A 21205-nucleotide genomic window follows, 5' to 3' on the forward strand; every position below is an offset into this window, starting at 1 on the left:
TACTTAAACCAAGTATCGACCTGTAACAAAAACGACAGCCCTTCTCATCACAGAGAAGGGCTGTTATATTTAGGGAAAAAAGTAAAGGGGGTGGAAAAGTGGAAGTGTACTATCCTGCCCTATTTGCTGTTCTCGCTGGCGTGTCCGGATTAGTCGGGTTAGCACTACAGTCTGTCTATCCCATCTTGTTAGTACCTGTCTGTTTACTCGTCGCGGGATACTTTACAGTCTCTAAAAAGAAGCAAGCGGAAACACGCAATTATACGCCGAGCTTCATGATCTTATCGAGCGCCGCACTCGCATTCGGTCTCGGCTTTAAATCCATCGTCCCATACGCCATGCTCATCGGAATTGCGTTGCATATGGTCTGTATCGTATGCGCGTTCATTGCACTTGGCCGATATCAGTCGCAATCATGAAATCATTCTTACAGTCAGGAGGGATCGTCGGAGGACTTCTTGTCCTCCTCGTCCTTCCTTTGCTTTTACTTGATATCGGACTCATCTGGCTGCTCGAAAGGAGCTTGCCCGCACCGCTCTCCCTTTTGATCGCATTATGTTGCTTTTATAGCATATCTTTTGGCTTCGGACTCCTCATCGACGGTTTCGGCGCTGTCCTCGCGTCACTTCGTTACACTCGAGCATTGCCGTTCCTACGCGCCGTCGGTCATCTTGCGACAAGTGCCGGTAGTTTATATAGCGTGACCTGGTTATTCCCGAATGTCGCGTTGTCACCACTGACGATGAGCGTGATTGTTTTCGTGCATTGGCTTGGGGCACATCTTTGGCTTCGGAACGATTCACCGGGCAAAGCGGGAACTGCACCGAACGATTCCCTCGATCATCAAATTGTTCAGATGTTACGGACCGCGACCGTACCCGACTGTGTCGAGACCATCCAACAACAGTATCCAAACGTATCGAAACTCGAGATTTTGCGTCGGGTTCGTCGTATTAGCCGCTAAATCGAGCCATTTGTTGTTTACAAACTTTTTTAATCGTTTAAATTTTATTTTAACGATTAAAAAACGAACGCATAAAAATATCCATCTGTCGTCTAGACAGATGGATTTTACTTGATTGGCCCCCGTACTGGAAAATCAGTTGCGATGTCCCGTAATCCTTTTAAGAAGTTGTCCACATTCGTTATGGACGTCTCAAATTCAAAATCAATCTCCTCTGCCTCGTCCTCGAGCGGATGTTCCAAGATACCTCGTACGCTCACTTCATCCCCATCCGCGTCCCGTCTCGTCAACGTCACGCTGATGAACGGTTCTGTCGGCGCGAACACGACTTCCTGCACGTCGCCCGCTACAAACGACTCGAACACAGATATGTAGTGCGCCACGAGCAAACTGTCGAGCATAATGTCGTCGAATGTGATGCGATGGTCAGGCGTATGGAGCCCGACCCAATTCCGATGCCACGACGCGTCATGCATGTTGTCGGCGTCTGAATAGGCGTACGCGTAACTCTCGATTGTCACATCCATCGTCTCGTCACGCGACATCAATTTCGCAATCGGCATCGTTATCCGTCCTTTCGCAGTGAATAGCCGTCAATCTCCTGTAGACGCATCCGTTTCTGATCGACGGCCGCATGCACGATGACCGTCACCCCCGGATTGAGCTCCATCATCTTCTTGATTTTCGTCAAGTCGTCGCCTTTAATCTCGACCGGTAAGACGAACTCGCCTTCCTTCAAGTGAATGAACTTGATTTTCCCTTTATCGTCGTAACCTGTCACTTCGTATGTCGCATACTCGCGTTTCATCTGAACCGCCCCTTTCATTCGTTGTCCTCTTCTATACGTTCCCCGCTTGAATCGGTTCCACACAAAAAATCCATCCCTGTAGCGGCAGGGATGGATTCGTCTTACGCCTCGATGCTATCTGCGTGTTTGGCTTTATGGTCCGCGATGACGCCTGCGTACCATTTCGCGCTGTCTTTCCAGACGCGCTCTTGTGTGTCGAAGTCGATGTAGAGAATGCCGAAGCGTTTCTCGTAACCGAAGCTCCATTCGAAGTTGTCCATGAGCGACCAGAGGTAATATCCGGCGATGTTCATGCCTTCGTCGTTCAAGTCAGATACGGCCTCGAGGTGCTTTTGGACGTAGTCGATGCGATTATCGTCATGGACTTCGCCGTTCTCAAGCACGTCGTCATACGCTGCGCCGTTCTCTGTGATGATGATTGGAAGATCTGTGTACTCGTTACGTAAGCGACGGATCAGGTCTTTGAATTCGTTCGGGGCGATATCCCAGCCCATGCCCGTCTTGTCGTAATCGGAGTAAGCGGCGACTGTCATGAAGTCGTTCGCTGCGCTGAACTCGACGAGTCCACGACTGTAGAAGTTGATGCCAAAGAAATCGCACTCTGTCGAGATTGTCTCCATGTCACCTGGTTTGATGAAGTCGTACGAGTGAACGTATTTCGAGAACAAGTTCATCATGTCGACCGGATACTGGCCTTTGAAGACCGGATCGAGGAACCAGCGATTCGAGTAGCCGTCCGAGTTGCTCTGGGCGAGTTTGTCGTTCGCCGAGTCCGTCTTCGCGTAGACCGGTGCCAAGTTGAGCGTGATGCCGATCGGCGTCGTCGACTTCAACTCGTTCTTCAACAGTTCGACTGCTTTCCCGTGCGAGAGCAACATGTGATGCACGGCGCGGACCGCTTCGTTCATGTCACGATGTCCCGGTGCGTGAACACCGGCATGGTAGCCGAGGAAGCCGGCACACCATGGTTCGTTGTGCGTGATCCATGAGTCGACGATGCCGTCGAGCTCATCGAAACACACTTTCGCGTACTCGAGGAACCAGTCGACCGAGTCGCGGTTCACCCAGCCGCCTGCTTCATGGGCCCACATCGGGAGGTCCCAATGGTAGAGCGTGACAGCCGGCTTGATGCCTTCTTCACGGAGACGCGTCGCAAGCGTCTTGTAGAATTCCATACCGGCCGGATTGAACTCACCTTTGGCCGGGAAGATGCGTGGCCAGGCGATCGAGAAGCGATATGTGTCAACGCCGAGCTTTTTGATGTGCTGAATGTCTTCTTCATAACGATGGTAATGGTCGCAAGCGACGTCACCGTTATGCTTTTCGAACACACGTCCGTCGATGTCACAGAACATGTCCCAGATCGACGGCGTACGCCCGCCTTCGTTGTGGGCGCCTTCGATTTGATAAGACGAAGTTGCCGTTCCGAAGACAAAGTCTTTGTTAAACTGCATAGTCAATTCCTCTTTTCTGTCTAGTTATTCTTTGACCGCACCAGCCGAGATACTGCTGACGATGTATTTCGACAAGAACAAGAAGGCGATCATGATCGGCACGACTGAAATCGCGATACCGAGGTAAAGGGCGCCGAGGTTTTCGGCGACTTGCGAACCTTTCAAGAAGCCCATGAGTACCGGCAACGTGTACTTCTCTGGTGAGAACAAGAGCACGAGCGGCATCAAGTAGTTGTTCCACGAGCCGATGAACGTGAAGATCGACATCGTCGCAACAGCTGGCATCATCATCGGAAGCGCGATCGTATGGAAGATGCGAAGCTCGCTCGCTCCATCGATCCGCGCTGCTTCGATCATACTGACGTGCAGCGTCGCTTGCGTGTACTGGCGGATGAAGAAGACGACGAACGGACTCGCGATCGACGGGATGATGAGCGGGATGAACGAATCGAGAATCCCGAGCGTCTTGCTGATCTCGTAGAAACCGATAAGTCCGAGTTGTCCCGGGACCATCATCATGACGAGCATGAAGATGAACATCACATTTTTCCCTTTGAATTCATAGAACGAAAATCCGAACGCAGTCATGGCTGAGAAGTAACCCGAGAGTAACGTCACGAGCACTGCAACAATCAAACTGTTTTTAAATCCGGTCCAGATGTTGATGTAGTCGCTCAAGATCGCATAGTTATCGAGTAGTGATGTCCCTGGGATGAGCGAGAAACCGGTCATGATTTCTCCGTTCGTCCGTGTCGCGTTGACGAGCATCATGAGGAACGGGATGAAACAGATAATCGTCAAGATGACCAAGCCTGTATAGATCAAGCCACGGCTAAACCGTTTCTTTTTGACCTTGTTTTTTGGCGGCTCCACGCGGAGAGGTTTCTCCTCGCGCGGCGGCTGTACTTCGCTGTCGGCGAGCATACGCCGTGATTCTGCATTTTGTTCCATTGGTTATGCTCCCTTCTGCGCAGCGCGCTCTTTACGGAACATGCCTTTGAAGACGACCGCCGAGAAGACGAGCGTGATCAAGAACAAGCCGTAAGCAACCGCTGATGCATAGCCGTAGTTGTTATACTTGAATGCTTGGTTGTACAAGTAAAGCACCATCGTGTTCAGTGATCCATCTGGCGCACCGACTCCGTCTGTCAAGAGAAGCGGAAGGTCGAACAATTGAAGGCCACCGATGAGCGATGTGATCATGATATACAAGAGAATCGGTTTAAGCAGTGGCACCGTGACGTTCGTGAACATCTGCCAACGGTTCGCGCCATCGATATGGGCAGCTTCGAAGAAGTCTTGCGAAATCCCCGACACACCGGCCATGACGATGATGAACGAGTGACCGAACCACATCCATGTCAAAATGAGTGAGACGGACAGTTGTGCCGTCACCGGTTGCGATAACCAATTGATTGGGTCTGAGATAATGCCGAGTTTCAAGAGCATCATGTTGAGTGATCCGTGCTGCCAGTCAAGCAAGATTCCAAACAAGAGTGCGACCGAACTGATCGTGATCAAGTTAGGAAGATAGAAGAATGAACGGAAGAACGCGAGGCCCTTCAATTTCAAACGAAGATCTGAGAACAAGAGCGCGAGAGCCAGTGCGAGACCGATTTGCAAGACAAAGTTTATTCCCCAAATCTTAATCGTATTGACGAACGCCTCGATGAAGTATGTGTCTGTCAACAAACGCGCGTAGTTCGCGAAACCGACGACCTCTTCACCCGGACTGCCGGTATAGTTGGTGAAACTGTAGTACAGGGTCAAGAAGACCGGGTAGATACTGAATGTCAAAAAGACGACCCAAAATGGGGCAATAAACGCATAGCCGTAACGGTCAAGTTTTTTCACGTCGTGTTACTCCTTCCATAGCAACCCTTAAGGGGGGAAATCCCCCCACGGGTTAGCTTGCTTCAGTCAACTGTAATGTCTGGGTAAGCGTTCTTCGCTTGTTTTTTGAACTCTGCGATTGCTTCGTCTTTCGACTTCTTGCCTTCAACGTATTGGAGGACAGACGCGCCGTAGAGTGTGTCGAGCTGTTGGTCGTATTTCGTTACGATCCCTGGTGTGATTTTATCAGCTTGGTCGAGGAAGAACTCGTAGTTGTTCTGTCCGCCGAGGAACTCGTCGCTGAAATCGTCTTTGATCTTATCTGTGACCGGTTTGTAAGAAAGAACGTCACCAGTCTCTTCAGCCCAACCTGTCAAGAACTCTTCGTCTTGCGTCATGAGTTTAACGAAGTCGTATGCTGCTTCTTTGTTTTTCGATCCTTCGTAAACTCCGAGCCATGTGCCGCCCCAGAAGTACGGACTTGGACCGTTCGTGACTGCCCAGTCACCGGCTGAATCTTTCGCGCTGTCTTTCAAGACGCTGTGGAGACCCCATGTTGGAAGGACGTATGAGAAGACTTGTGTTTCGACTTCTTTGCCGCCTTCTTTAACTTTGATTGGTTTAGACATACCTTCGAACCAAGATGGCGACCATTCTGGAGCGAGTGCCGTGTATTGTTTCTCACGAAGCTCTTTCGCGTAGTCCATGTAGTCAATCTTATCTTGTGTCAAGACGAGTTCGTTCTTGTCGTTTACCCATGCTTCAGGGTTTGCGCCTTGTGAGAACCAACGGATTGCGCCTTCATCTGGGAACATACGATAGCCTTTTTGCTTCATCTTCTCAGCAACTTCAAAGACGCCGTCCATCGAGCTCATCATGTTTCCGATTTCAGTCGGGTCATCTGTGCCGAGCACTTCTTTGGCTAGGCTACGTTTGTAGTAGACACCACCTGGAGTCGTCTGCCATGAGAGGGCACGCACATCGCCTTCTTTGTCTTTACCGAGGTCAAAGACGTACGGGATGTAGTCGTCCGCGATTTCATTGACGTTGTACGGCTCTTCCGAAAGGTTTTCCCAGTAGCCTGCGTCAACCCATTGCTTAAGGAACGCGATTTCCCCAGTGAATACGTCTGGTGCCCCAACGCCACTTTCAAGTGCTGGCTTGAGTTTTGTCGGATAGTCGGCGATTGGAACGATTGTCAATTCGACTTTGACGCCGTTGCGCTCTTCGTACGTTTTGATTGGTTCTTTGAGCTCATCTGTGAACGACCAAACTTTTAGAACGTCGTCTTTAGAACCTGATTCAGAACCTGAAGTTCCTTCGTCGTTTGAGCACGCGCCCAAGACGCCGACTGATAGTGCTCCGATTGAAAGTAAGCTGACTAATTTTTTACGCATGTGTGAACCCATCCTTTTAATGTTTTTTAGAAAGCGCTTGCAAGAAGAGGTAATAATTTGTCGAAAGCGCTTTCGAAAATGTCGAAATAAAATATCGAAAGCGATTTCGATTTTTTGGGAATGACTTTCGAAATCGCGCTCTTCCCTCTATCCGGTTAAAGGGGAGAGAGCGACTTCGAAATATCATCGGGACTACTTTACTTTTTGACCGGTGCGCATGACAAGCGTTCGATCAATTTGACCGGAATGACGCGACGTTCTGTGAGTCGTTCTTTAGCGGTCATCTGTTCAATCAACAACTCGGCCGCTGCTTCGCCGATCTCGTCTGTATCTTGACGAATCGTCGTCAGCTTCGGCGTGATGTACTTGATCATGTCGATGTCATCGTAACCGATGATCGAGATGTCTTCCGGTACCCGGAGACCGTGCTCATGGACGGCTTCAATCGCACCAATCGCCATCTGGTCACCCGCGACGAATACTGCGGTCGGAGGGGTTTCGAGCTGGAGAAGCTTCTCCATCGCTTGTTTACCTTCTTCGACTGAAAAGAATCCGGCGTTGATCAAATAACCTGGTTCAATTGGAAGATCGAGTGCCTGCATGGCGAGCTCGTACCCTTTGATTCGGGCCGCACCGGCGTCAATCGTTCTGTCACCGGCGATATGTGCGATCTTGCGATGACCGAGTTCGTACAAGTGGTTCACGGCTAAACGTGCACCCGCGATATTGTCTGAATAGACGACGCTACAATCCGCGCTGTCCATATCGACGACGACGATCGGGATGTCGCTTTGCATGAGTTCTTGAACTTGCTCATCCATCCGGTCCGAGCAGATGACGACGATACCGTCAACAGCGCGGTGTTTGAAGTGCTCGAGATAACTCATGTCACGCTGGCGGAGGTTCCTTGAGGCAAACATCAAATCATAGCCTTGTTCCTCTGTCGCGTGACGAAAACTTTCAATGATTCCGTTAAAAAATGGATGTTTCATTCCGACTTCGTTCGCTTCCGAGAACATGACTCCGATCGCCCACGATTTCTTCGTCGATAACGACTGGGCGTGTGCGTTTGGAAGATAATCCATCTCGGCGGCAGCTTTTAAAATTTTGGCTCTCGTCTTGTCGCTCACGTCCTTGTAGTTGTTCAACGCTTTAGAGACGGTCGTAATCGAAAAGCCGGTTTTCTTTGCTAAATCATAGATCGTACCCATGTCAGTCTCCTCTTCCCGAAAGCGCTTTCGGTAACTTGATTGTAGCGCATGAATTTGTAGGAATCAATTCTTTTTCGTGGAATATTTTGAGATTTATTTTTATGACGTCTTTCTTCTATATAACAGTAACAGGAAAGTTTTTGTCGTCAATGTGTCCGTGTGTACAACCAGACAAGATTCGTAAATTTTTGTACCTCGGTCTCGCCGGTCACGCCTTTAAATAGACGTTGAAATGGTTTAAGCAACTGTTCAAGAACAATCTTCCGAAGCCGGTCTTGATCTAGTTCATACGTGATCGCCTCAAATAAATCCCCTTGTTCTTCCGTCATCACAACATGCTTTTGGATCCGCTCTGCCATCTCGACCAACTCTTCTTTCGTGACCAAGTTTTTATCCGTCGTCCCCCGCATTTGATCGACCGTGACCGGGTTCAAGATATGTTCACCGGTCTCGACCATCCGTGCCGCCATCAGCTCGACGTAAGCATACAGGTTGCGGACGAGCCGTTGGATCGAGTAAGCCGTGTTCGTGATGCGCAGCGTGAACAGCACGTGTTGCAACATTCCGTTGAATAGAATCGTCAATTCGATCGAATACGGACGAATCGGTTCGCCGATGATTTCCGTCAGTCGCATCGCGAGCCACTCGATCTCGTAGACGCGATGCTGCAAGACGAGTTTTTTCAATTCAGGCTCGTTCGCCGACATGATCGACTCGAACAAGGCGTACAGATTACGTTCCTCATTTAACTGAATGAGAATCGAGATCTGCTCGATAAAGACATCTTTATCGCGCTTGTCCCGTCCCATCTGCATCTCGATACGACGCTGGCCGGCGTCATAACGCAAGTTTTCAAGGATGTTGGCGACGCAGTCCGTCTTCGAGGCGAAGTAGTTGTAGAACGTGCCTTTTGAGATATTGGCTCGCTCGATGATTTCTTGAACCGATGTCTGTTGTACCCCGTTTTCGATGAACAACGTCATGGCAACATCGGCGACTTTTCGTTTCTTATCTTTCATATACTGATTACTCCGTTCTGTTTGGTTTGTACCCTAAGTATAGCATTTTGAACTACCGGTACAAAATTGTTGATTTATTTATACGATGGGTATAAAATCATCACATCGACACTTACTAGTATATAACTATTTAGAAAATAAAGGAGCAACTCGTATGAAACCAGAATTCCAAAAGAAACCGCCGTACCTCATGCTTGCGGTTTTGTTCGTCGGGGCGTTCATCGCCTTCTTGAACAACTCATTACTTAACGTCGCGCTTCCATCGATCATGGTCGATTTGGACATCGCCGACTATTCGACCGTCCAATGGCTCGCGACCGGCTTTATGCTTGTTACGGGCGTCCTCGTCCCAGCATCGGCCTACTTGATCACCCGCTTCTCAAACCGGGCGCTCTTCATCACCTCGATGGCGATTTTCGCCCTCGGGACGGCGATTGCCGCCTTCTCGCCAACGTTCGGCTGGTTGCTCTCAGGGCGGATGATTCAAGCGGTCGGTGCCTCGACGATGGGACCGCTCTTGATGAACGTCATGCTCGTCAGTTTCCCGCGTGAGAAGCGCGGAACGGCGATGGGAATCTTCGGGCTCGTCATGATCACGGCACCGGCGATCGGTCCGACACTGTCGGGCTATATCGTCGAGTATTATGACTGGCGTGTCTTGTTTGAGATGATTCTCCCGCTCGCCATCATCGGGCTTGGACTTGCCGTTTGGAAAGCCGAGAACGTCATGGTTCAAAACAAAGACCAATCGCTCGACTACTTGTCGCTCGTCTTGTCGACGCTCGGCTTTGGCGGAATTTTATACGGCGTCAGTTCGGCCAGTTCGGACGGTTGGGACAACCCGATCGTCTTGACGACGATGATCGTCGGTCTCGTCGCGTTGATCGCGTTCGTCGTCCGCCAGCTCAACATGGAAAAACCGCTCCTCGACTTACGGGCGTATAAATATCCGATGTTCGCACTCGCATCGATCATCGCGATGGTCAACGCGGTCGCCATGTTCTCCGGGATGATTTTGACACCGGCCTACGTCCAAAGCGTCCGCGGCATCTCGCCGCTCGATTCAGGACTGATGCTGTTGCCAGGTGCCATCATCATGGGGATCATGTCACCGATCACGGGGAAACTGTTCGATAAGTTCGGACCGAAGTTACTCTCCATCACAGGTCTCACCATCACCGCGATCTCGACGTATATGCTCGCCAACGTCCAGCTAGACTCGACGTATACGTACATCGTCACGACGTACACGCTTCGCATGTTCGGGATGTCGATGGTCATGATGCCCATCATGACGAACGGTCTCAACCAGTTGCCGACACACCTTAACCCGCACGGCACGGCCATCAACAACACGGCACAACAAGTGTCCGGTGCGATTGGAACGGCTATTTTGGTGACAATTATGAACTCGGTGACGCGGACTGAAGCCGAGTCACTTATGACCGGCGTCGATCCGTCGACACTCACTGAAAGCGCAATGGGTGCGATGACGCAACAAGCGCTACTGTCAGGGATTCAAGTGTCGTTCTACGTCGCATTAGGGATGAACATCCTAGCGCTCATCTTGGCGTTCTTTGTGAAACGGGTTGATGTTCGAAACCTTGATTTCAAAGAAGAAGAGCAAGCGCTCAAAAAAGCGAATTAGCGTATACGAAAAGCCGTCCTGTGAGAACAGGGCGGCTTTTCTGTCGTTCAAACTTTCGCAAATCGCATATCCTCCCGACTCGGCTGCTCCGGATCGAGCTTTCGGATTTTTCGCTCATAGTATTGAGCTGTCAAAGACTGCATCCCAACGACTATTCCGAAGACGACCAACATATAAAGCGGCAAGTCGTTTTGAAATAAAAAGTAGATAGCGAGCGCGCCAAGCATCGACTGCACACTTCGCATGACGTATGGTCTTGGGATGAGTCGTTTCACTGTACGATGTTTCGTCAAGCTCTGCAAATAACGGCTCTCTCTCCACTCCATATACGTCAACGCTGAAAGTGCCACGAAAAAGCCAATCAAGTAACCGAGCGAGTCGTTCATCAAAAACAGCCCGAATGATAGCCCGACAAACAGGGCGATGGATACGTGCAACGGCATCCATTTCTTTTGATACATTTGAATCTTTTCAATTCGTTGTTGTTTATCCATTTCCCTCACCTCAATTCTAATCTACGACGTAAATTTGGATTATGTTCCCTTTTTAGCTAAAATTAATGATTGCGCCTCTGAATAATATGGTATTATCTGTATAGTTTATTCAATCGAATCGGAGGATGTCTTGATGAAAAAAGTGCTCGCTTTCGGCTTAGCTATGATCTTGATTTTAACTTCATGCTTCACCTTCGAAACATCGGCCGAAGCCGCGCCAAAGAAAGAGAATCGTGCTATTATGGGAGCATCGACTTTAACTCCTAAACAGATGGCAGACTACGTGAAAGCGAAAAATCCTAGAACCGTCCGCCTTCATGGCGTGACAGTCGAAGAGCTCGCCAAACTGTTCGTCATCATCGGCGCAAAAGAAGGCGTCCGCGGGGACGTCGCCTTTGCCCAAGCATTGAAAGAGACAGGTTACTTCCGCTACGGCGGGGATGTCCTTCCGAAGCAGCACAATTACTCAGGGATCGGTACAGTCGGCAAAGGTGTCAAAGGCCATTACTTCCGCTCCCCGCACCAAGGCGTGACGGCACAGATTCAACATTTGAAAGCATATGCTTCTAAAGAAGCGTTAAATTCGACCCGCGTCGACCCGCGCTTCCATTATGTGAAACGAGGCTCTGCGACGACATGGCCGGCCTTGCATCGCAAATGGGCGATGCAGCCAAAAGGCAACTACGGCACCGAGATTCTCTCTATCTATAAAGAGATGGGACGGACCCAAATCCGGGTCGCCAAAAAATGAACGAACGATCATGACTTATAGGGGTGAACGATAGTGACTTGCAATCAAGTACGGTTATTCAGCGGACTCACGCTTCTCGTAACGGGCGTCGTCTTGCTACTTAAACGCTAACAAGCATTCAGAGCATCTGCTCGGATGCTTTTTTTGTTCATCGAGTAAAATGAAGAGACGAGATCGCATGCCGGCTCGTCCGTCGATAGGGAGGAACATCACATGTCAACTTGGGATCAACGTTTTGATACGGATGAGTATGTCTATGGAGAAGAACCAAATGAGTTCGTGAAGCAACAAGCGCACTTGTTCAAAAAAGGAATGACCGTTCTCGCAATCGCCGAGGGAGAAGGCAGAAACGCCGTTTGGCTCGCGGAGCAAGGACTCCACGTCGAAATGTGGGATTATTCGCAAGTCGGGTTAGACAAAGCCACACGTTTGGCCGAACGTCGCGGCGTGACGCTGCAGACCCGTCTCGTCGATTTGGCTGAAGCGAACTGGCCTGAACAGGCTTACGATGCCGTTTTATGTATATACGGTCATTTCCCGAAAGAAGTGAAAACGGCCGTCTTTACCGGGATCACGCGGGCATTGAAGCCAGGAGGCTACTTCGTGACAGAAGTGTATAGTGAAGAGCAACTCGCTTATGGGACAGGCGGACCAAAAGAAAAGACGCTCTTATACACAGCGCATGATTTCTCTACCTTCACCGGCTCACTCAACACGTGCCGCTTGTTTGAAGGTGTTGTGGAACGACACGAGGGGAAATTTCATCAAGGGACATCCGCGATCATCCAATACATCGGTCAAAAACGCAAAAACATCGAATCAAGCGAAAGCTGATTCGATGTTTTTGTCTATCGACAACTGTTTACATACGAAGCGCAAAGCACGCCCGAAAACAAATGCGTCCTGCTTCCGGTGAATGCACCGTGAGCGTCCCCTCATGAAGCAACATGATTTGACGTGCGATCGATAACCCGAGCCCGTCGCCTGGTGTCTCACCTCGTGATGCATCGACACGGTATGTCCGGTCGAACAATTGATCCATCGCATCGATCGTCTGTTGTGCCGTCCCGTTACAGAGTTGCCACTCAACCACTGCTTCCTGTTGGACGAGTGTCAGTTCAATCGGATTTTCAGCTGTCGCATATTTTAACGCATTCGACATCAAATTTTGAAAGACACGGATGAGCTGCTCTTGGTCAGCTTCCACGTAGACTTCCGGTTGGATGTTCACGATTAAACGGTATCCCTTTTCAGCAAACAACGGTTGTAGTTCGTGCACCAATTGGCTCGTCAACAAGCTGATATTCAAGCGACGTTTCGATAACGTCACTTGTGCGGAATACAACCGATTCACATCCATCAGTTGATCGAGAAGATGTTCGAGCTGTGCCGTTTTTTCATGTAATACGTTGAAGTGACTTTGCTCTTGATCTGTCCATTCCCGTTCAGTTTGGAGTAGCTGAACATAGCCGCGAACGCTCGTCAACGGGGTACGTAAATCATGGGACAAGTTAGAGAACAGTTGATTTCGTTCTTCCTCATGCGACCGTTCTTTCTCGAACAATTGATGCAACTGCCTCGACATTTGGTTGACGCTCTCTGCAAGTGTAGCGAGTTCATCTCGCCCCGTCACTTCAACGGTTCGTCCAAGATCTCCGTTTGCGATTTGTTCAATCTCGTTTGATAAATCCGTGATTTTTTGCAGCGTCTTTCGCGTCATCAATGAAAAGCCAATCACAAAAATGATAATTGTAATAAATGTCACGCTTAAGAAAGCAAGATTATAAATCAACGGATCAGGTGTGGTCTCGTTCTGAATATAATACAAGCTAATCAAATAGCCCATAATTAGAAACGCAATCGTGGCGATGAGGGCGTTGATTAGGATAATCCCGATTAATTTAACGAGTAACCGGTCCAACTGTCGCTTTTTCATAGGCGGTACCCCACGCCCCATACCGTTTTAATGTACGAAGGTTTCCGCGGCGTCTCTTCAATCTTCTCGCGAATTTTCGTGATATGGACCATGACCGTATTGTCGACTTCAAACGCGTCTTCTCCCCAAACCGCCTCATAAATCTGTTCGACCGTCAGCACTTGGTTCGGATGGCGCATGAAGTAGGCGAGGATATCAAACTCTTTCGGTGTCAGCCGAATCGAGGTGTCCCCTTTCGTGCATTGTCTTGTTTGAATATCGAGTGTGACGTCATCAAAAATGAGCACGCCGGACTGGGCCGACTGGTCAGCACCGTAGTCCCGGTAGCGTCGAAGTAGCGACTTCACGCGAAGTGTCACCTCAAGCGGATTGAATGGCTTCTTCATGTAATCGTCCGCACCAATCGAGATGCCTTGCATCAGATCCAAATCGCTTGTCTTTGCTGTCAGCATGAGGATTGGCATGAACTGCGTCTTGCGAATTTCAATACAGGCCTCGATGCCGTCCATGACGGGCATCATCCAATCAAGGATGAGTAAATCGATGGCTTCGTGTGCGACGACGTCAAGCACTTCTTGACCCGTCTTTGCAAATCGCAAGGCGTATCCTTCATTTTTTAAATAAATGGCGAGCAACTCGCGGATCGCCTCATCGTCATCGGCAATCAGAATTGTCGGTTGTGGACGCATTCTCTCCCCCCTCACTTCGTGCACTACGTGTTGACAGACGAACTTTGAATTCATCTTGTTCAACTAGCGTAGCATCTTTTACATTTCCCATACACTTTCGCCTGTGAAACGGCAAAAACATGCAGATTCACGTTTTAGTTATATACCTATATGAAGTGTACCGAGCGCATCACAACGCATTCTGTTGAACTTCTTAACATTTCTTAAGACTCTGCTAAACACTTCTTACGCTTATCGCTCCATACTAGACGTTAGAAGGAGTGACTCGATTGGAAACAATACTTACACAATACGTGGTGCTCGCAATCGGTATCATGTTTACACCGTTGTCCGATGACGTCTTGATGGTCACCCATTTGACGATTACAGCCGTGACGACAGTTCCCGAATGGATCGTGTTCATATCCACTTGGATGGTCTTCACGTTTGCCTTTAGTTGGTTTTATTTGATTGGCCGCGGATTGAATCGATTCATCCCAACTTCAAAACGTGATTCGCGTTATTTAAAACGAGCCGAGGCGCTGTATGCACGATACGGAGCACGCGTCATTCTTGTCTCCTACTTTATTCCTGGTTTGCGCCACCCGATCCACTATGTCGCCGGATTCACCTCGTTGTCGTTTCGAACGTATACGTTCTATAACGTCTTATCCGCGCTTGGTTATACCGGTGCGTGGTTCACCGTGATTCAGTTAGCTGAACGCGTCCCGATTTTCCATCAAACGAAAGATTGGATTCTTTCCCTTTAACGGCCGCCACTCACTTCATACATTCAGATTCCAAACGTATCCAAACGGGTATGTATACGGAGAAGAATCGAATGCCAACGGTTTATATGTTGAATGTGCAGAATTGCATCTTCCCCTCCTCGTCAAGGCAGGGAATCTGTCGACCGACGGCAAAGTACTTAAAAGCTGAATGTATGCAAAATAGATGTTGGAAGGAAGGCGACACGGTATATGAACAACGTGAACAAGTCTGTGATTGTGATCGGGGGAGGACTTGGCGGCTTGTCAGCGGCCATTTCTCTCGCTCAACAAGGGTATGAGGTTTCCTTATATGAAAAGAACGGCCATATCGGCGGGAAAGTGAATCGGCTCGAGCAAAACGGGTTCGGCTTCGACCTCGGTCCGTCGATTTTAACGATGCCGCAAATCTTTGAAAAGTTATTCACGGGCAGCGGCAAGCGGATGGCAGACTACGTGCCGATCAAACGTCTCGACCTCGAGTGGCGCTCGTTCTTCCCGGACGGCACGGTATTGGATCTATATCACGACCTCGACGTGATGGAGCGTGCCAATCCGACGCTGTCACATAAAGACATGGAAGAGTATCGGGCACTATTGAACTATGCCGAGCGCATCTACCATACGACCGAGAAGAGTTACTTGAAGGAAGGGTTTGAATCGCCGCTAGAAGCGGTGGCGAAGACCGGCCTGTTTTCGACGTTGTTCGGATTTGACTTGACGTCGACGATGTACGACGGGATCTCGAAACGGATCAGCAACCCGCATTTACGGACGATGCTCTCCTACTACGTCAAGTACGTCGGTTCGTCTCCTTACAGCGCCCCGGCCGTGCTCAACATGATGATTTATATGCAGTACGCTCAAGGTTGCTGGTACGTCGAAGGCGGTACGCACAAATTGGCCGAAGGATTGACGAAACTCGCCGAGGAGATCGGCGTCCAAATCCATACGGGGCAAGGTGTCGTCCGCGCCCATACGATCAACGAGAAGATCACCGCCATCGAGCTCGAGGACGGCCGACTTCGGTCAGCCGATTACTTCGTCTCCAACATGGAAGTCATCCCGTTCTATCAAAAGATGGTCGATGCGGATGAAGACTATGTCGACAAGCTCGTGAAAAAGTATGAACCGGCGAGTTCTGGCTTCGTGATTCATCTCGGCGTCAAAAAAGAGTATCCGGCCTTAGGACACCACAACTTCTTCTTCTCCGAGAACTTGCACGAACAGATGGATAAGATCTTCGAGAAACACGAGCTACCGGACGACCCGACCATCTATTTGGTGAACGTCAATAAGACCGACCCGACACAGGCGCCGGCAGGACATGAGAACATTAAAATCCTGCCGCACATCCCGTACATCCAAGACGAACCGTTCACACCAGAAGAGTATGCGGCGTTTGAAGAACGCGTCCTCGATAAGCTCGAACGCATGGGCTTGGCCGGGTTACGAGACAACACGGTGACGCGCGACGTCTGGACGCCTCATGACATCGAACGCACGTATGGATCGGACCGGGGCGCGATTTACGGCACCGTCGCAGATAAAAAACGGAACGGCGGCTTCAAGCATAAGAAGCAAAGCGAGCTGTACAACAACCTGTATTTCGTCGGCGGCACCGTGAACCCTGGCGGTGGCATGCCGATGGTGACACTGAGCGGTCAACAAGTGAGCGACAAGATCGCGAAGCGTGACGGCGTTAAAAACTGATCATAAAAAGGATTCGAGCCCACGCTCGAATCCTTTTTTAGTGCCCACGATACTTCCCGAGCGCCCGCATATTCAATAAATAAAGCACGCCTGCGTAAACGATTAAACCGAGCACATAACCCCAGATCCCGGCGAAACCGCTCCCGTACACCATCACTTCCTTGATCGCCGTCGCCCCGTAGAAGATCGGCATGGCGTAGCTCAAATTGCCGAGCCCGTACGGAATCAAGTCGAGCGGGATCAATCCTGAGAAGAACACTTGCGGGATGATCGTGAACGGGATCATTTGGACAACTTGGAGCTCCGAGCGGGCGAACACCGAAATCGTCGCCCCGAACAAGACGGCCGTCCCGGCCATGAGCAGCATGACGAACATGACCCACCCGATGTTCCCGAGCGACGTCAGCCCGAGCACATAAATCGTATAGAGCACGATGAAGACAGACTGCACGACCGCGAAGACGCCATAGCCGAGCGTATACCCTAAAATGACTTGTCCGCGTTTGATCGGGGTCATGAGTAGCCGTTCGAGCGTGCCCCCGCTCCGCTCTTTGACGAGCGCCATCGCCGACAGGATGAAGACGAAGAAGAACGAGAACAGCGACAAGAACACGTAGCCGAACGAATCAAACGTTGACTGTCCTTCTTCTCCGTATACGTAATTCATCTCGATATCGGCCGCCGGATTGAGCGCCGACAACGCCGCTTGGATCTCACGCACCGCTTTCGACGATTTCGTCGACGGTTCGCGCAACGTGATCATGGTACCCGCCTGTCCCGCTTCGAAGACGGCATCGACGTCTTTATTGTCTTCCAAATAAGCAACCGGCTCCTCGACCGTATCGAGTCGCACGTCGAGCATCTCGGCTTCGAACGCGTCGATAAGCTGCTGCTGGGCGGCCTCGTCGAGCACAACGACCGGCACGTAATCCGAGTCGCCGAGTAAGAAGTAGACGAGTGTGAGGATGAGGAGCGGGGCAATCAAAATCAAGGCGACGCTCCGCTTGTCGTTCAACGTCTGAAAGATGACCCGTTTCGCCAAGTTACGCATCGCGCTTCGCCTCCTCTCGTCCGGCAATGAGGAACAGTTCCTCGACACGGCCGTTCTCGGTCTGCTCGAGCAAGTGCGTCACCGTGTCATAGGCGATCAAGCGCCCGTTGTAGATGAGCGCGGCCCGGTCACATTCGAGCACCTCGTCCATGACGTGGGTCGAGACGATGATCGTCGTCCCGCTGGCTCGAATCATTTGAAACTGATCCCAAATCTGGCGGCGCAAAATCGGGTCGATCCCGACCGTCGGCTCGTCTAAAAACAAGACGTCCGGTTGATGAAGGATGGCGATGGCGAGCGACAGCCGCTTCTTCATCCCGCCCGAATAATTACGGACGAGCTTTCTCCGGTCAGCCGACAAGTCGACGAGGGCGAGCACGTCGTCGATGCGCTGTTTGAGCGCCGCCTTGCCGAGTTTATAAATCGAGCCGAAAAACTCGAGGTTCGCCTCACCCGACAAATCGTCGTACAGTCCATCGTTTTGCGGCATGAACCCAATCTTATGAAGCATGTTCATGTTCGGCATCACCGTCTCACCGACTCGAATCGATCCTTTGTCTGCCGCCAATGCGCCGATCATCAAACGGATGAGCGTCGTCTTCCCCGACCCCGAAGGACCGAGCAGACAACAGATATCGCCCGAGTTGATCGTGAAGCCGATATGATCGATGGCCAGTTGGTCACCGAACGATTTACTGACGTCGTTCAGTTGAATATTCATATTGGACTCCCTCCCGATGTCTGCCTCGTGTACACTGGACTAAAAGACACCGTGTTGGTTTATACGTTCAGTATAGTCCGCGCTCGAACGGTCAACAATCATCAATCTCGGTCACAGTGTTGGTTTTCCAACAGACGGCGATAATGTGTTGGATAAAGGAGGAAAAATATGGAACAGACAGACTTACGGGTCGTCCGGACGAAGCAGTTGATCAAACAGGCGTTGCTCGAATTGATCGAAGAACAAGGATTTGAAGCAGTCACGGTGAAGGCGCTCACGGAACGCGCCGGCATCAACCGGGGTACGTTCTATAGCCACTATGTGGATAAGTACGATCTCATGGAGAAATCGATTGAAACGATCTTTCATGAGGCCGAAACAAAACTCATCAAAAATTTGCCGAACGTCTTTGGCAATCAGAAAGGCTCCGCTCCCCATCAGTTGCTCGTCCCGTTCATCCGGTTCATCGAGCAAAATAAGATTTTGATGAAACCGCTTCTCGGTCCGAACGGCGACCCGCAGTTCCAGGCGAGACTCCGCGCCTACATGTACACGGCGCTGTTTCACCGTTCCCCGACCGTATTGTTCGACGAGACGCAGTCGCTCGTCCCGCCCGATTATTTAGTCTCCTATATCTCATCGGCCCATATGGGCGTCATTTATGAATGGCTCTACAATGACCGAACTGAAACGGTAGAGGACATCGCGCGCATCATTTATACGATCACGTTTGAAGGACCGCTCGTCGCGGGCGGGTTGAAGCCGGACAGACAAAAAGACAGGTAGCAGCTACCTGTCTTTTTGATCGGGAAGCGTCACACGCACCGTCGTCCCTGACTTCAATTCGCTCGTGACGTCTACATGACCACCGTGCAACGTGACGATTTTTTGAACGATCGCCATACCGAGTCCTGACCCGCCTTGATGTCTCGAAGGGTCGGCCTGATAGAATCGCTCGTACATACGGCTCACTTGTTCCGGGGTCATGCCCTCCCCGTCATCCGTGATTTCGCAAACAATCGATTCCGCCGTTTGCATGAGCTTGATGCGGATCGTGCCGCCGTCATAAGAGTGGGTCATCGCATTTTGGATCAGGTTGATCCACACTTGGTGCAGCAGTCCGGCATCGCCGACCATCTCGACTTCATCAAGCTCAGCGATCAGGTTCAACCGTTTGCGACTCGACTCTCGTTCAAACGATAAGATACTTTCCCGCATCTGTTCACTGAGCGAGAAGCGGCTGACGTCTAATCCGACGACCGAGTGATCCAACTTGGCAAGGCGCAGCAAGTCACGTGACAACCGCGACAGCCGCTTGCCTTCCTGTTCGATCATTGTCGCATAGTTGACTCGTTTTTCCGTCGGTACGTCAGCCCGTTTCAATAGCGTCGCGTAGCCTAGGATCGAGGCGACCGGCGTCTTGAATTCATGCGCCATGATCGCCGTCAATTCCTCGTTTTTAGACTCGTTCGTCGCCAACGTCTCGGTCATCTGATTGAACTGACTCGCCAACTTGCCGATCTCATCGTCCCCGCCGTCATGTACCCGTACCGTCAAATCACCAGAAGCGACTTTACTTGCCGCCTCGGTCACCCGGTCGATCCGTCTCGTCATGAGCCGGACCGCGAACAAGACAAGCACGCTCGAGACGAGCGCCGTGAGCAACAACGTCTGAAACGATAGATCGCGGAAAATCGTGACCGGGTTCTCGTCCGCGTTCGGGGACAACGTCACGACAGTCCGATCGATTAAAAGCGTGACGGCAGGCAATCGCTCGTCGCTTACGGTCAGCACGTCGCCTCGTTCAAGACGCGCGCGCTCCGCGACCGACCAACTTGCTGCCGCGTAGAGGTCCGTCTCGACAATAAGCGTCCGTTCGGAAAACAAGTCGATGACCTCATCGGCTCCTAATTCATAACGCTCAGAAGCCGTCAGCATGCTCTCGGCCCGTTCAACGAGCATCGTCTCGACTTGCGACGTCAACGCATTCATTTGGAACGTCAAGAAGAGCGTCAGCGTCAGTAAGATCGGGATGAGCAACAGCCCGAAGAAGATGGTCAGGAAACGTCCGTAAATTGAGCTGAAGAATCGCTTCATGACTTCAACTCCAAACGGTACCCAAGTCCCCAGACAGTACTGATTTGAAACGCGTCGACATGCTTCAATCGACTCCGGAGACGGTTAACATGGACGTCGATCGTACGGACGTCACTTTCCGTTTCATAGCCCCATATGCGATCGAGCAACTGTTGTCGCGTGAACACTTGATTAAGATGCGTCGCCAAATGATACAGCAACTCAAACTCTTTCTTCGGCACCTCGATTGTCTCGACCGGGGTGATAACCGTCAGTGACGTTTCGTCTAACACGCAATCGTTCAGTTGAATCTGGTGGTCTCGATATATATTGGCTCGTCGTAGCATCGCCTCGATACGGAGCTCGAGTTCTTCTAGATCGACCGGCTTGACGAGATAGTCGTCGGCCCCGGCCCGGAAGCCTTTCTTCTTGTCAGGCAACGTCTCGAGCGCGGTCAACATTAAGATTGGGAGCGTGTAACCGGCGTCCCGCAGTTGCTCGGTCAACGCTCGACCATCGAGACGCGGCATCATGATGTCGGTCACGATGACGTCGACCGGTTGCTGATCGAGCAGATCTAGCGCCTCCTCTCCGTCAACGGCCCACAGCACGCGGTAGCCCGCTGTCGTCAAATATTCAAACAGAAGACCTCCGAGTGCCGGATCATCTTCGACAAGCAATAGCGTGACCATAC

The 21205-nt window shown here is 50.7% G+C and carries 23 protein-coding genes; 8 read left to right on the plus strand and 15 right to left on the minus strand.

All coding sequences use genetic code 11. The annotated features are described in order from the left end of the window. Positions 1–98 precede the first annotated feature (98 nt). Together EVJ29_RS12475 and EVJ29_RS12480 are read left to right on the plus strand one after the other, a co-directional pair. Positions 99–419, plus strand: a complete 321-nt coding sequence (locus EVJ29_RS12475) for a hypothetical protein (RefSeq protein ID WP_071398938.1) — start codon at positions 99–101, stop codon at positions 417–419. Next, positions 416–964: a hypothetical protein gene (locus EVJ29_RS12480; RefSeq protein ID WP_071398939.1), complete on the plus strand. Its 549-nt coding sequence runs from the start codon at positions 416–418 to the stop codon at positions 962–964. The genes EVJ29_RS12475 and EVJ29_RS12480 overlap by 4 nt, the downstream gene beginning before the upstream one ends. A 107-nt stretch (positions 965–1071) precedes the next feature. Here the strand turns inward: EVJ29_RS12480 and EVJ29_RS12485 are convergent, their stop codons facing one another. From EVJ29_RS12485 to EVJ29_RS12520, 8 genes are all read right to left on the minus strand, one after another. Continuing rightward, positions 1072–1527, minus strand: a complete 456-nt coding sequence (locus tag EVJ29_RS12485) for a WapI family immunity protein (protein ID WP_071398940.1) — start codon at positions 1525–1527, stop codon at positions 1072–1074. A 2-nt stretch (positions 1528–1529) separates the two neighbouring features. Beyond that, a complete protein-coding gene (locus EVJ29_RS12490) occupies positions 1530–1772 on the minus strand; it encodes a hypothetical protein (protein ID WP_131441496.1) in 243 nt (80 codons plus the stop codon). Between the two features lie 101 nt (positions 1773–1873). Beyond that, entirely contained in the window at positions 1874–3226 is a 1353-nt protein-coding gene (locus EVJ29_RS12495) for a GH1 family beta-glucosidase (protein ID WP_131466244.1), read from the minus strand. Between the two features lie 24 nt (positions 3227–3250). After that, positions 3251–4177, minus strand: coding sequence for a carbohydrate ABC transporter permease (locus EVJ29_RS12500; RefSeq protein ID WP_173647386.1), 927 nt, complete (start codon positions 4175–4177; stop codon positions 3251–3253). Between the two features lie 3 nt (positions 4178–4180). Further along, positions 4181–5080 (minus strand): carbohydrate ABC transporter permease, encoded by a 900-nt coding sequence (locus EVJ29_RS12505; protein WP_016510553.1) that lies wholly within the window; start codon positions 5078–5080, stop codon positions 4181–4183. A gap of 62 nt (positions 5081–5142) precedes the next feature. Continuing rightward, the gene (locus EVJ29_RS12510) at positions 5143–6456 is read right to left on the minus strand and encodes an ABC transporter substrate-binding protein (RefSeq protein ID WP_236633539.1); all 1314 of its coding nucleotides are present in this window, start codon (positions 6454–6456) and stop codon (positions 5143–5145) included. A gap of 197 nt (positions 6457–6653) precedes the next feature. After that, positions 6654–7667, minus strand: coding sequence for a LacI family DNA-binding transcriptional regulator (locus tag EVJ29_RS12515; protein WP_131505163.1), 1014 nt, complete (start codon positions 7665–7667; stop codon positions 6654–6656). A 146-nt stretch (positions 7668–7813) separates the two neighbouring features. Next, positions 7814–8686, minus strand: a complete 873-nt coding sequence (locus EVJ29_RS12520) for a TetR/AcrR family transcriptional regulator (protein WP_131505164.1) — start codon at positions 8684–8686, stop codon at positions 7814–7816. 154 nt (positions 8687–8840) lie between these two features. On the opposite strand from EVJ29_RS12520, the gene EVJ29_RS12525 reads away from it, so the two are divergent. Next, a complete protein-coding gene (locus EVJ29_RS12525) occupies positions 8841–10334 on the plus strand; it encodes a DHA2 family efflux MFS transporter permease subunit (RefSeq protein ID WP_131466252.1) in 1494 nt (497 codons plus the stop codon). A gap of 47 nt (positions 10335–10381) precedes the next feature. Here EVJ29_RS12525 and EVJ29_RS12530 read toward each other — a convergent pair whose 3' ends face one another. After that, on the minus strand, positions 10382–10828 hold the full coding sequence (locus tag EVJ29_RS12530; RefSeq protein ID WP_131466254.1) for a hypothetical protein: 447 nt from the start codon (positions 10826–10828) through the stop codon (positions 10382–10384). Positions 10829–10961: 133 nt separating this feature from the next. Here EVJ29_RS12530 and EVJ29_RS12535 point away from each other — a divergent pair, with 133 nt between their 5' ends. Both EVJ29_RS12535 and EVJ29_RS12540 read left to right on the plus strand, forming a co-directional pair. Beyond that, a complete protein-coding gene (locus EVJ29_RS12535; RefSeq protein WP_131505165.1) occupies positions 10962–11579 on the plus strand; it encodes a glucosaminidase domain-containing protein in 618 nt (205 codons plus the stop codon). A 213-nt stretch (positions 11580–11792) separates the two neighbouring features. Next, positions 11793–12413: an SAM-dependent methyltransferase gene (locus EVJ29_RS12540; RefSeq protein WP_131505166.1), complete on the plus strand. Its 621-nt coding sequence runs from the start codon at positions 11793–11795 to the stop codon at positions 12411–12413. A 28-nt stretch (positions 12414–12441) separates the two neighbouring features. Here the strand turns inward: EVJ29_RS12540 and EVJ29_RS12545 are convergent, their stop codons facing one another. Together EVJ29_RS12545 and EVJ29_RS12550 are read right to left on the minus strand one after the other, a co-directional pair. After that, complete coding sequence (locus EVJ29_RS12545) at positions 12442–13515, minus strand: HAMP domain-containing sensor histidine kinase (RefSeq protein ID WP_161567356.1); 1074 nt, start codon at positions 13513–13515, stop codon at positions 12442–12444. Beyond that, the gene (locus EVJ29_RS12550) at positions 13512–14204 is read right to left on the minus strand and encodes a response regulator transcription factor (protein ID WP_071398959.1); all 693 of its coding nucleotides are present in this window, start codon (positions 14202–14204) and stop codon (positions 13512–13514) included. The genes EVJ29_RS12545 and EVJ29_RS12550 overlap by 4 nt, the downstream gene beginning before the upstream one ends. Before the next feature lie 269 nt (positions 14205–14473). Here EVJ29_RS12550 and EVJ29_RS12555 point away from each other — a divergent pair, with 269 nt between their 5' ends. Further along, positions 14474–14953, plus strand: coding sequence for a DedA family protein (locus tag EVJ29_RS12555; RefSeq protein ID WP_131466262.1), 480 nt, complete (start codon positions 14474–14476; stop codon positions 14951–14953). Positions 14954–15163: 210 nt separating this feature from the next. Beyond that, positions 15164–16663: a phytoene desaturase family protein gene (locus EVJ29_RS12560; RefSeq protein ID WP_131505168.1), complete on the plus strand. Its 1500-nt coding sequence runs from the start codon at positions 15164–15166 to the stop codon at positions 16661–16663. A gap of 37 nt (positions 16664–16700) precedes the next feature. Here the strand turns inward: EVJ29_RS12560 and EVJ29_RS12565 are convergent, their stop codons facing one another. Together EVJ29_RS12565 and EVJ29_RS12570 are read right to left on the minus strand one after the other, a co-directional pair. Beyond that, a complete protein-coding gene (locus EVJ29_RS12565) occupies positions 16701–17714 on the minus strand; it encodes an ABC transporter permease (protein WP_131505169.1) in 1014 nt (337 codons plus the stop codon). Next, positions 17707–18435: an ABC transporter ATP-binding protein gene (locus EVJ29_RS12570; RefSeq protein WP_131505170.1), complete on the minus strand. Its 729-nt coding sequence runs from the start codon at positions 18433–18435 to the stop codon at positions 17707–17709. The genes EVJ29_RS12565 and EVJ29_RS12570 overlap by 8 nt, the downstream gene beginning before the upstream one ends. A gap of 168 nt (positions 18436–18603) precedes the next feature. On the opposite strand from EVJ29_RS12570, the gene EVJ29_RS12575 reads away from it, so the two are divergent. Continuing rightward, positions 18604–19221 carry a TetR/AcrR family transcriptional regulator gene (locus EVJ29_RS12575; protein WP_131505171.1) on the plus strand — a complete coding sequence of 206 codons (618 nt, stop codon included), beginning with the start codon at positions 18604–18606 and terminating at the stop codon, positions 19219–19221. 3 nt (positions 19222–19224) lie between these two features. Here EVJ29_RS12575 and EVJ29_RS12580 read toward each other — a convergent pair whose 3' ends face one another. Together EVJ29_RS12580 and EVJ29_RS12585 are read right to left on the minus strand one after the other, a co-directional pair. Then, on the minus strand, positions 19225–20532 hold the full coding sequence (locus EVJ29_RS12580; RefSeq protein WP_131505172.1) for a HAMP domain-containing sensor histidine kinase: 1308 nt from the start codon (positions 20530–20532) through the stop codon (positions 19225–19227). Beyond that, entirely contained in the window at positions 20529–21203 is a 675-nt protein-coding gene (locus EVJ29_RS12585; RefSeq protein ID WP_131505173.1) for a response regulator transcription factor, read from the minus strand. Before EVJ29_RS12585 ends, EVJ29_RS12580 begins: the two co-directional genes overlap by 4 nt. Positions 21204–21205 lie beyond the last annotated feature (2 nt).

Source organism: Exiguobacterium sp. SH4S7 (genome assembly GCF_004336795.1).
Taxonomy (GTDB): domain Bacteria; phylum Bacillota; class Bacilli; order Exiguobacteriales; family Exiguobacteriaceae; genus Exiguobacterium; species Exiguobacterium aurantiacum_A.

Excerpts from the sequence above, each read along its gene's own strand:
- EVJ29_RS12545 (WP_161567356.1), bottom strand. The coding sequence starts at position 13,515 with ATGAAAAAGCGACAGTTGGACCGGTTACTCGTTAAATTAATCGGGATT.
- EVJ29_RS12515 (WP_131505163.1), bottom strand. The coding sequence starts at position 7,667 with ATGGGTACGATCTATGATTTAGCAAAGAAAACCGGCTTTTCGATTACG.
- EVJ29_RS12530 (WP_131466254.1), bottom strand. The coding sequence starts at position 10,828 with ATGGATAAACAACAACGAATTGAAAAGATTCAAATGTATCAAAAGAAA.
- EVJ29_RS12535 (WP_131505165.1), top strand. The coding sequence starts at position 10,962 with ATGAAAAAAGTGCTCGCTTTCGGCTTAGCTATGATCTTGATTTTAACT.
- EVJ29_RS12575 (WP_131505171.1), top strand. The coding sequence starts at position 18,604 with ATGGAACAGACAGACTTACGGGTCGTCCGGACGAAGCAGTTGATCAAA.
- EVJ29_RS12560 (WP_131505168.1), top strand. The coding sequence starts at position 15,164 with ATGAACAACGTGAACAAGTCTGTGATTGTGATCGGGGGAGGACTTGGC.
- EVJ29_RS12520 (WP_131505164.1), bottom strand. The coding sequence starts at position 8,686 with ATGAAAGATAAGAAACGAAAAGTCGCCGATGTTGCCATGACGTTGTTC.
- EVJ29_RS12550 (WP_071398959.1), bottom strand. The coding sequence starts at position 14,204 with ATGCGTCCACAACCGACAATTCTGATTGCCGATGACGATGAGGCGATC.
- EVJ29_RS12565 (WP_131505169.1), bottom strand. The coding sequence starts at position 17,714 with ATGCGTAACTTGGCGAAACGGGTCATCTTTCAGACGTTGAACGACAAG.
- EVJ29_RS12570 (WP_131505170.1), bottom strand. The coding sequence starts at position 18,435 with ATGAATATTCAACTGAACGACGTCAGTAAATCGTTCGGTGACCAACTG.
- EVJ29_RS12580 (WP_131505172.1), bottom strand. The coding sequence starts at position 20,532 with ATGAAGCGATTCTTCAGCTCAATTTACGGACGTTTCCTGACCATCTTC.
- EVJ29_RS12500 (WP_173647386.1), bottom strand. The coding sequence starts at position 4,177 with ATGGAACAAAATGCAGAATCACGGCGTATGCTCGCCGACAGCGAAGTA.
- EVJ29_RS12585 (WP_131505173.1), bottom strand. The coding sequence starts at position 21,203 with ATGGTCACGCTATTGCTTGTCGAAGATGATCCGGCACTCGGAGGTCTT.
- EVJ29_RS12485 (WP_071398940.1), bottom strand. The coding sequence starts at position 1,527 with ATGCCGATTGCGAAATTGATGTCGCGTGACGAGACGATGGATGTGACA.
- EVJ29_RS12510 (WP_236633539.1), bottom strand. The coding sequence starts at position 6,456 with ATGCGTAAAAAATTAGTCAGCTTACTTTCAATCGGAGCACTATCAGTC.
- EVJ29_RS12495 (WP_131466244.1), bottom strand. The coding sequence starts at position 3,226 with ATGCAGTTTAACAAAGACTTTGTCTTCGGAACGGCAACTTCGTCTTAT.
- EVJ29_RS12480 (WP_071398939.1), top strand. The coding sequence starts at position 416 with ATGAAATCATTCTTACAGTCAGGAGGGATCGTCGGAGGACTTCTTGTC.
- EVJ29_RS12540 (WP_131505166.1), top strand. The coding sequence starts at position 11,793 with ATGTCAACTTGGGATCAACGTTTTGATACGGATGAGTATGTCTATGGA.
- EVJ29_RS12525 (WP_131466252.1), top strand. The coding sequence starts at position 8,841 with ATGAAACCAGAATTCCAAAAGAAACCGCCGTACCTCATGCTTGCGGTT.
- EVJ29_RS12490 (WP_131441496.1), bottom strand. The coding sequence starts at position 1,772 with ATGAAACGCGAGTATGCGACATACGAAGTGACAGGTTACGACGATAAA.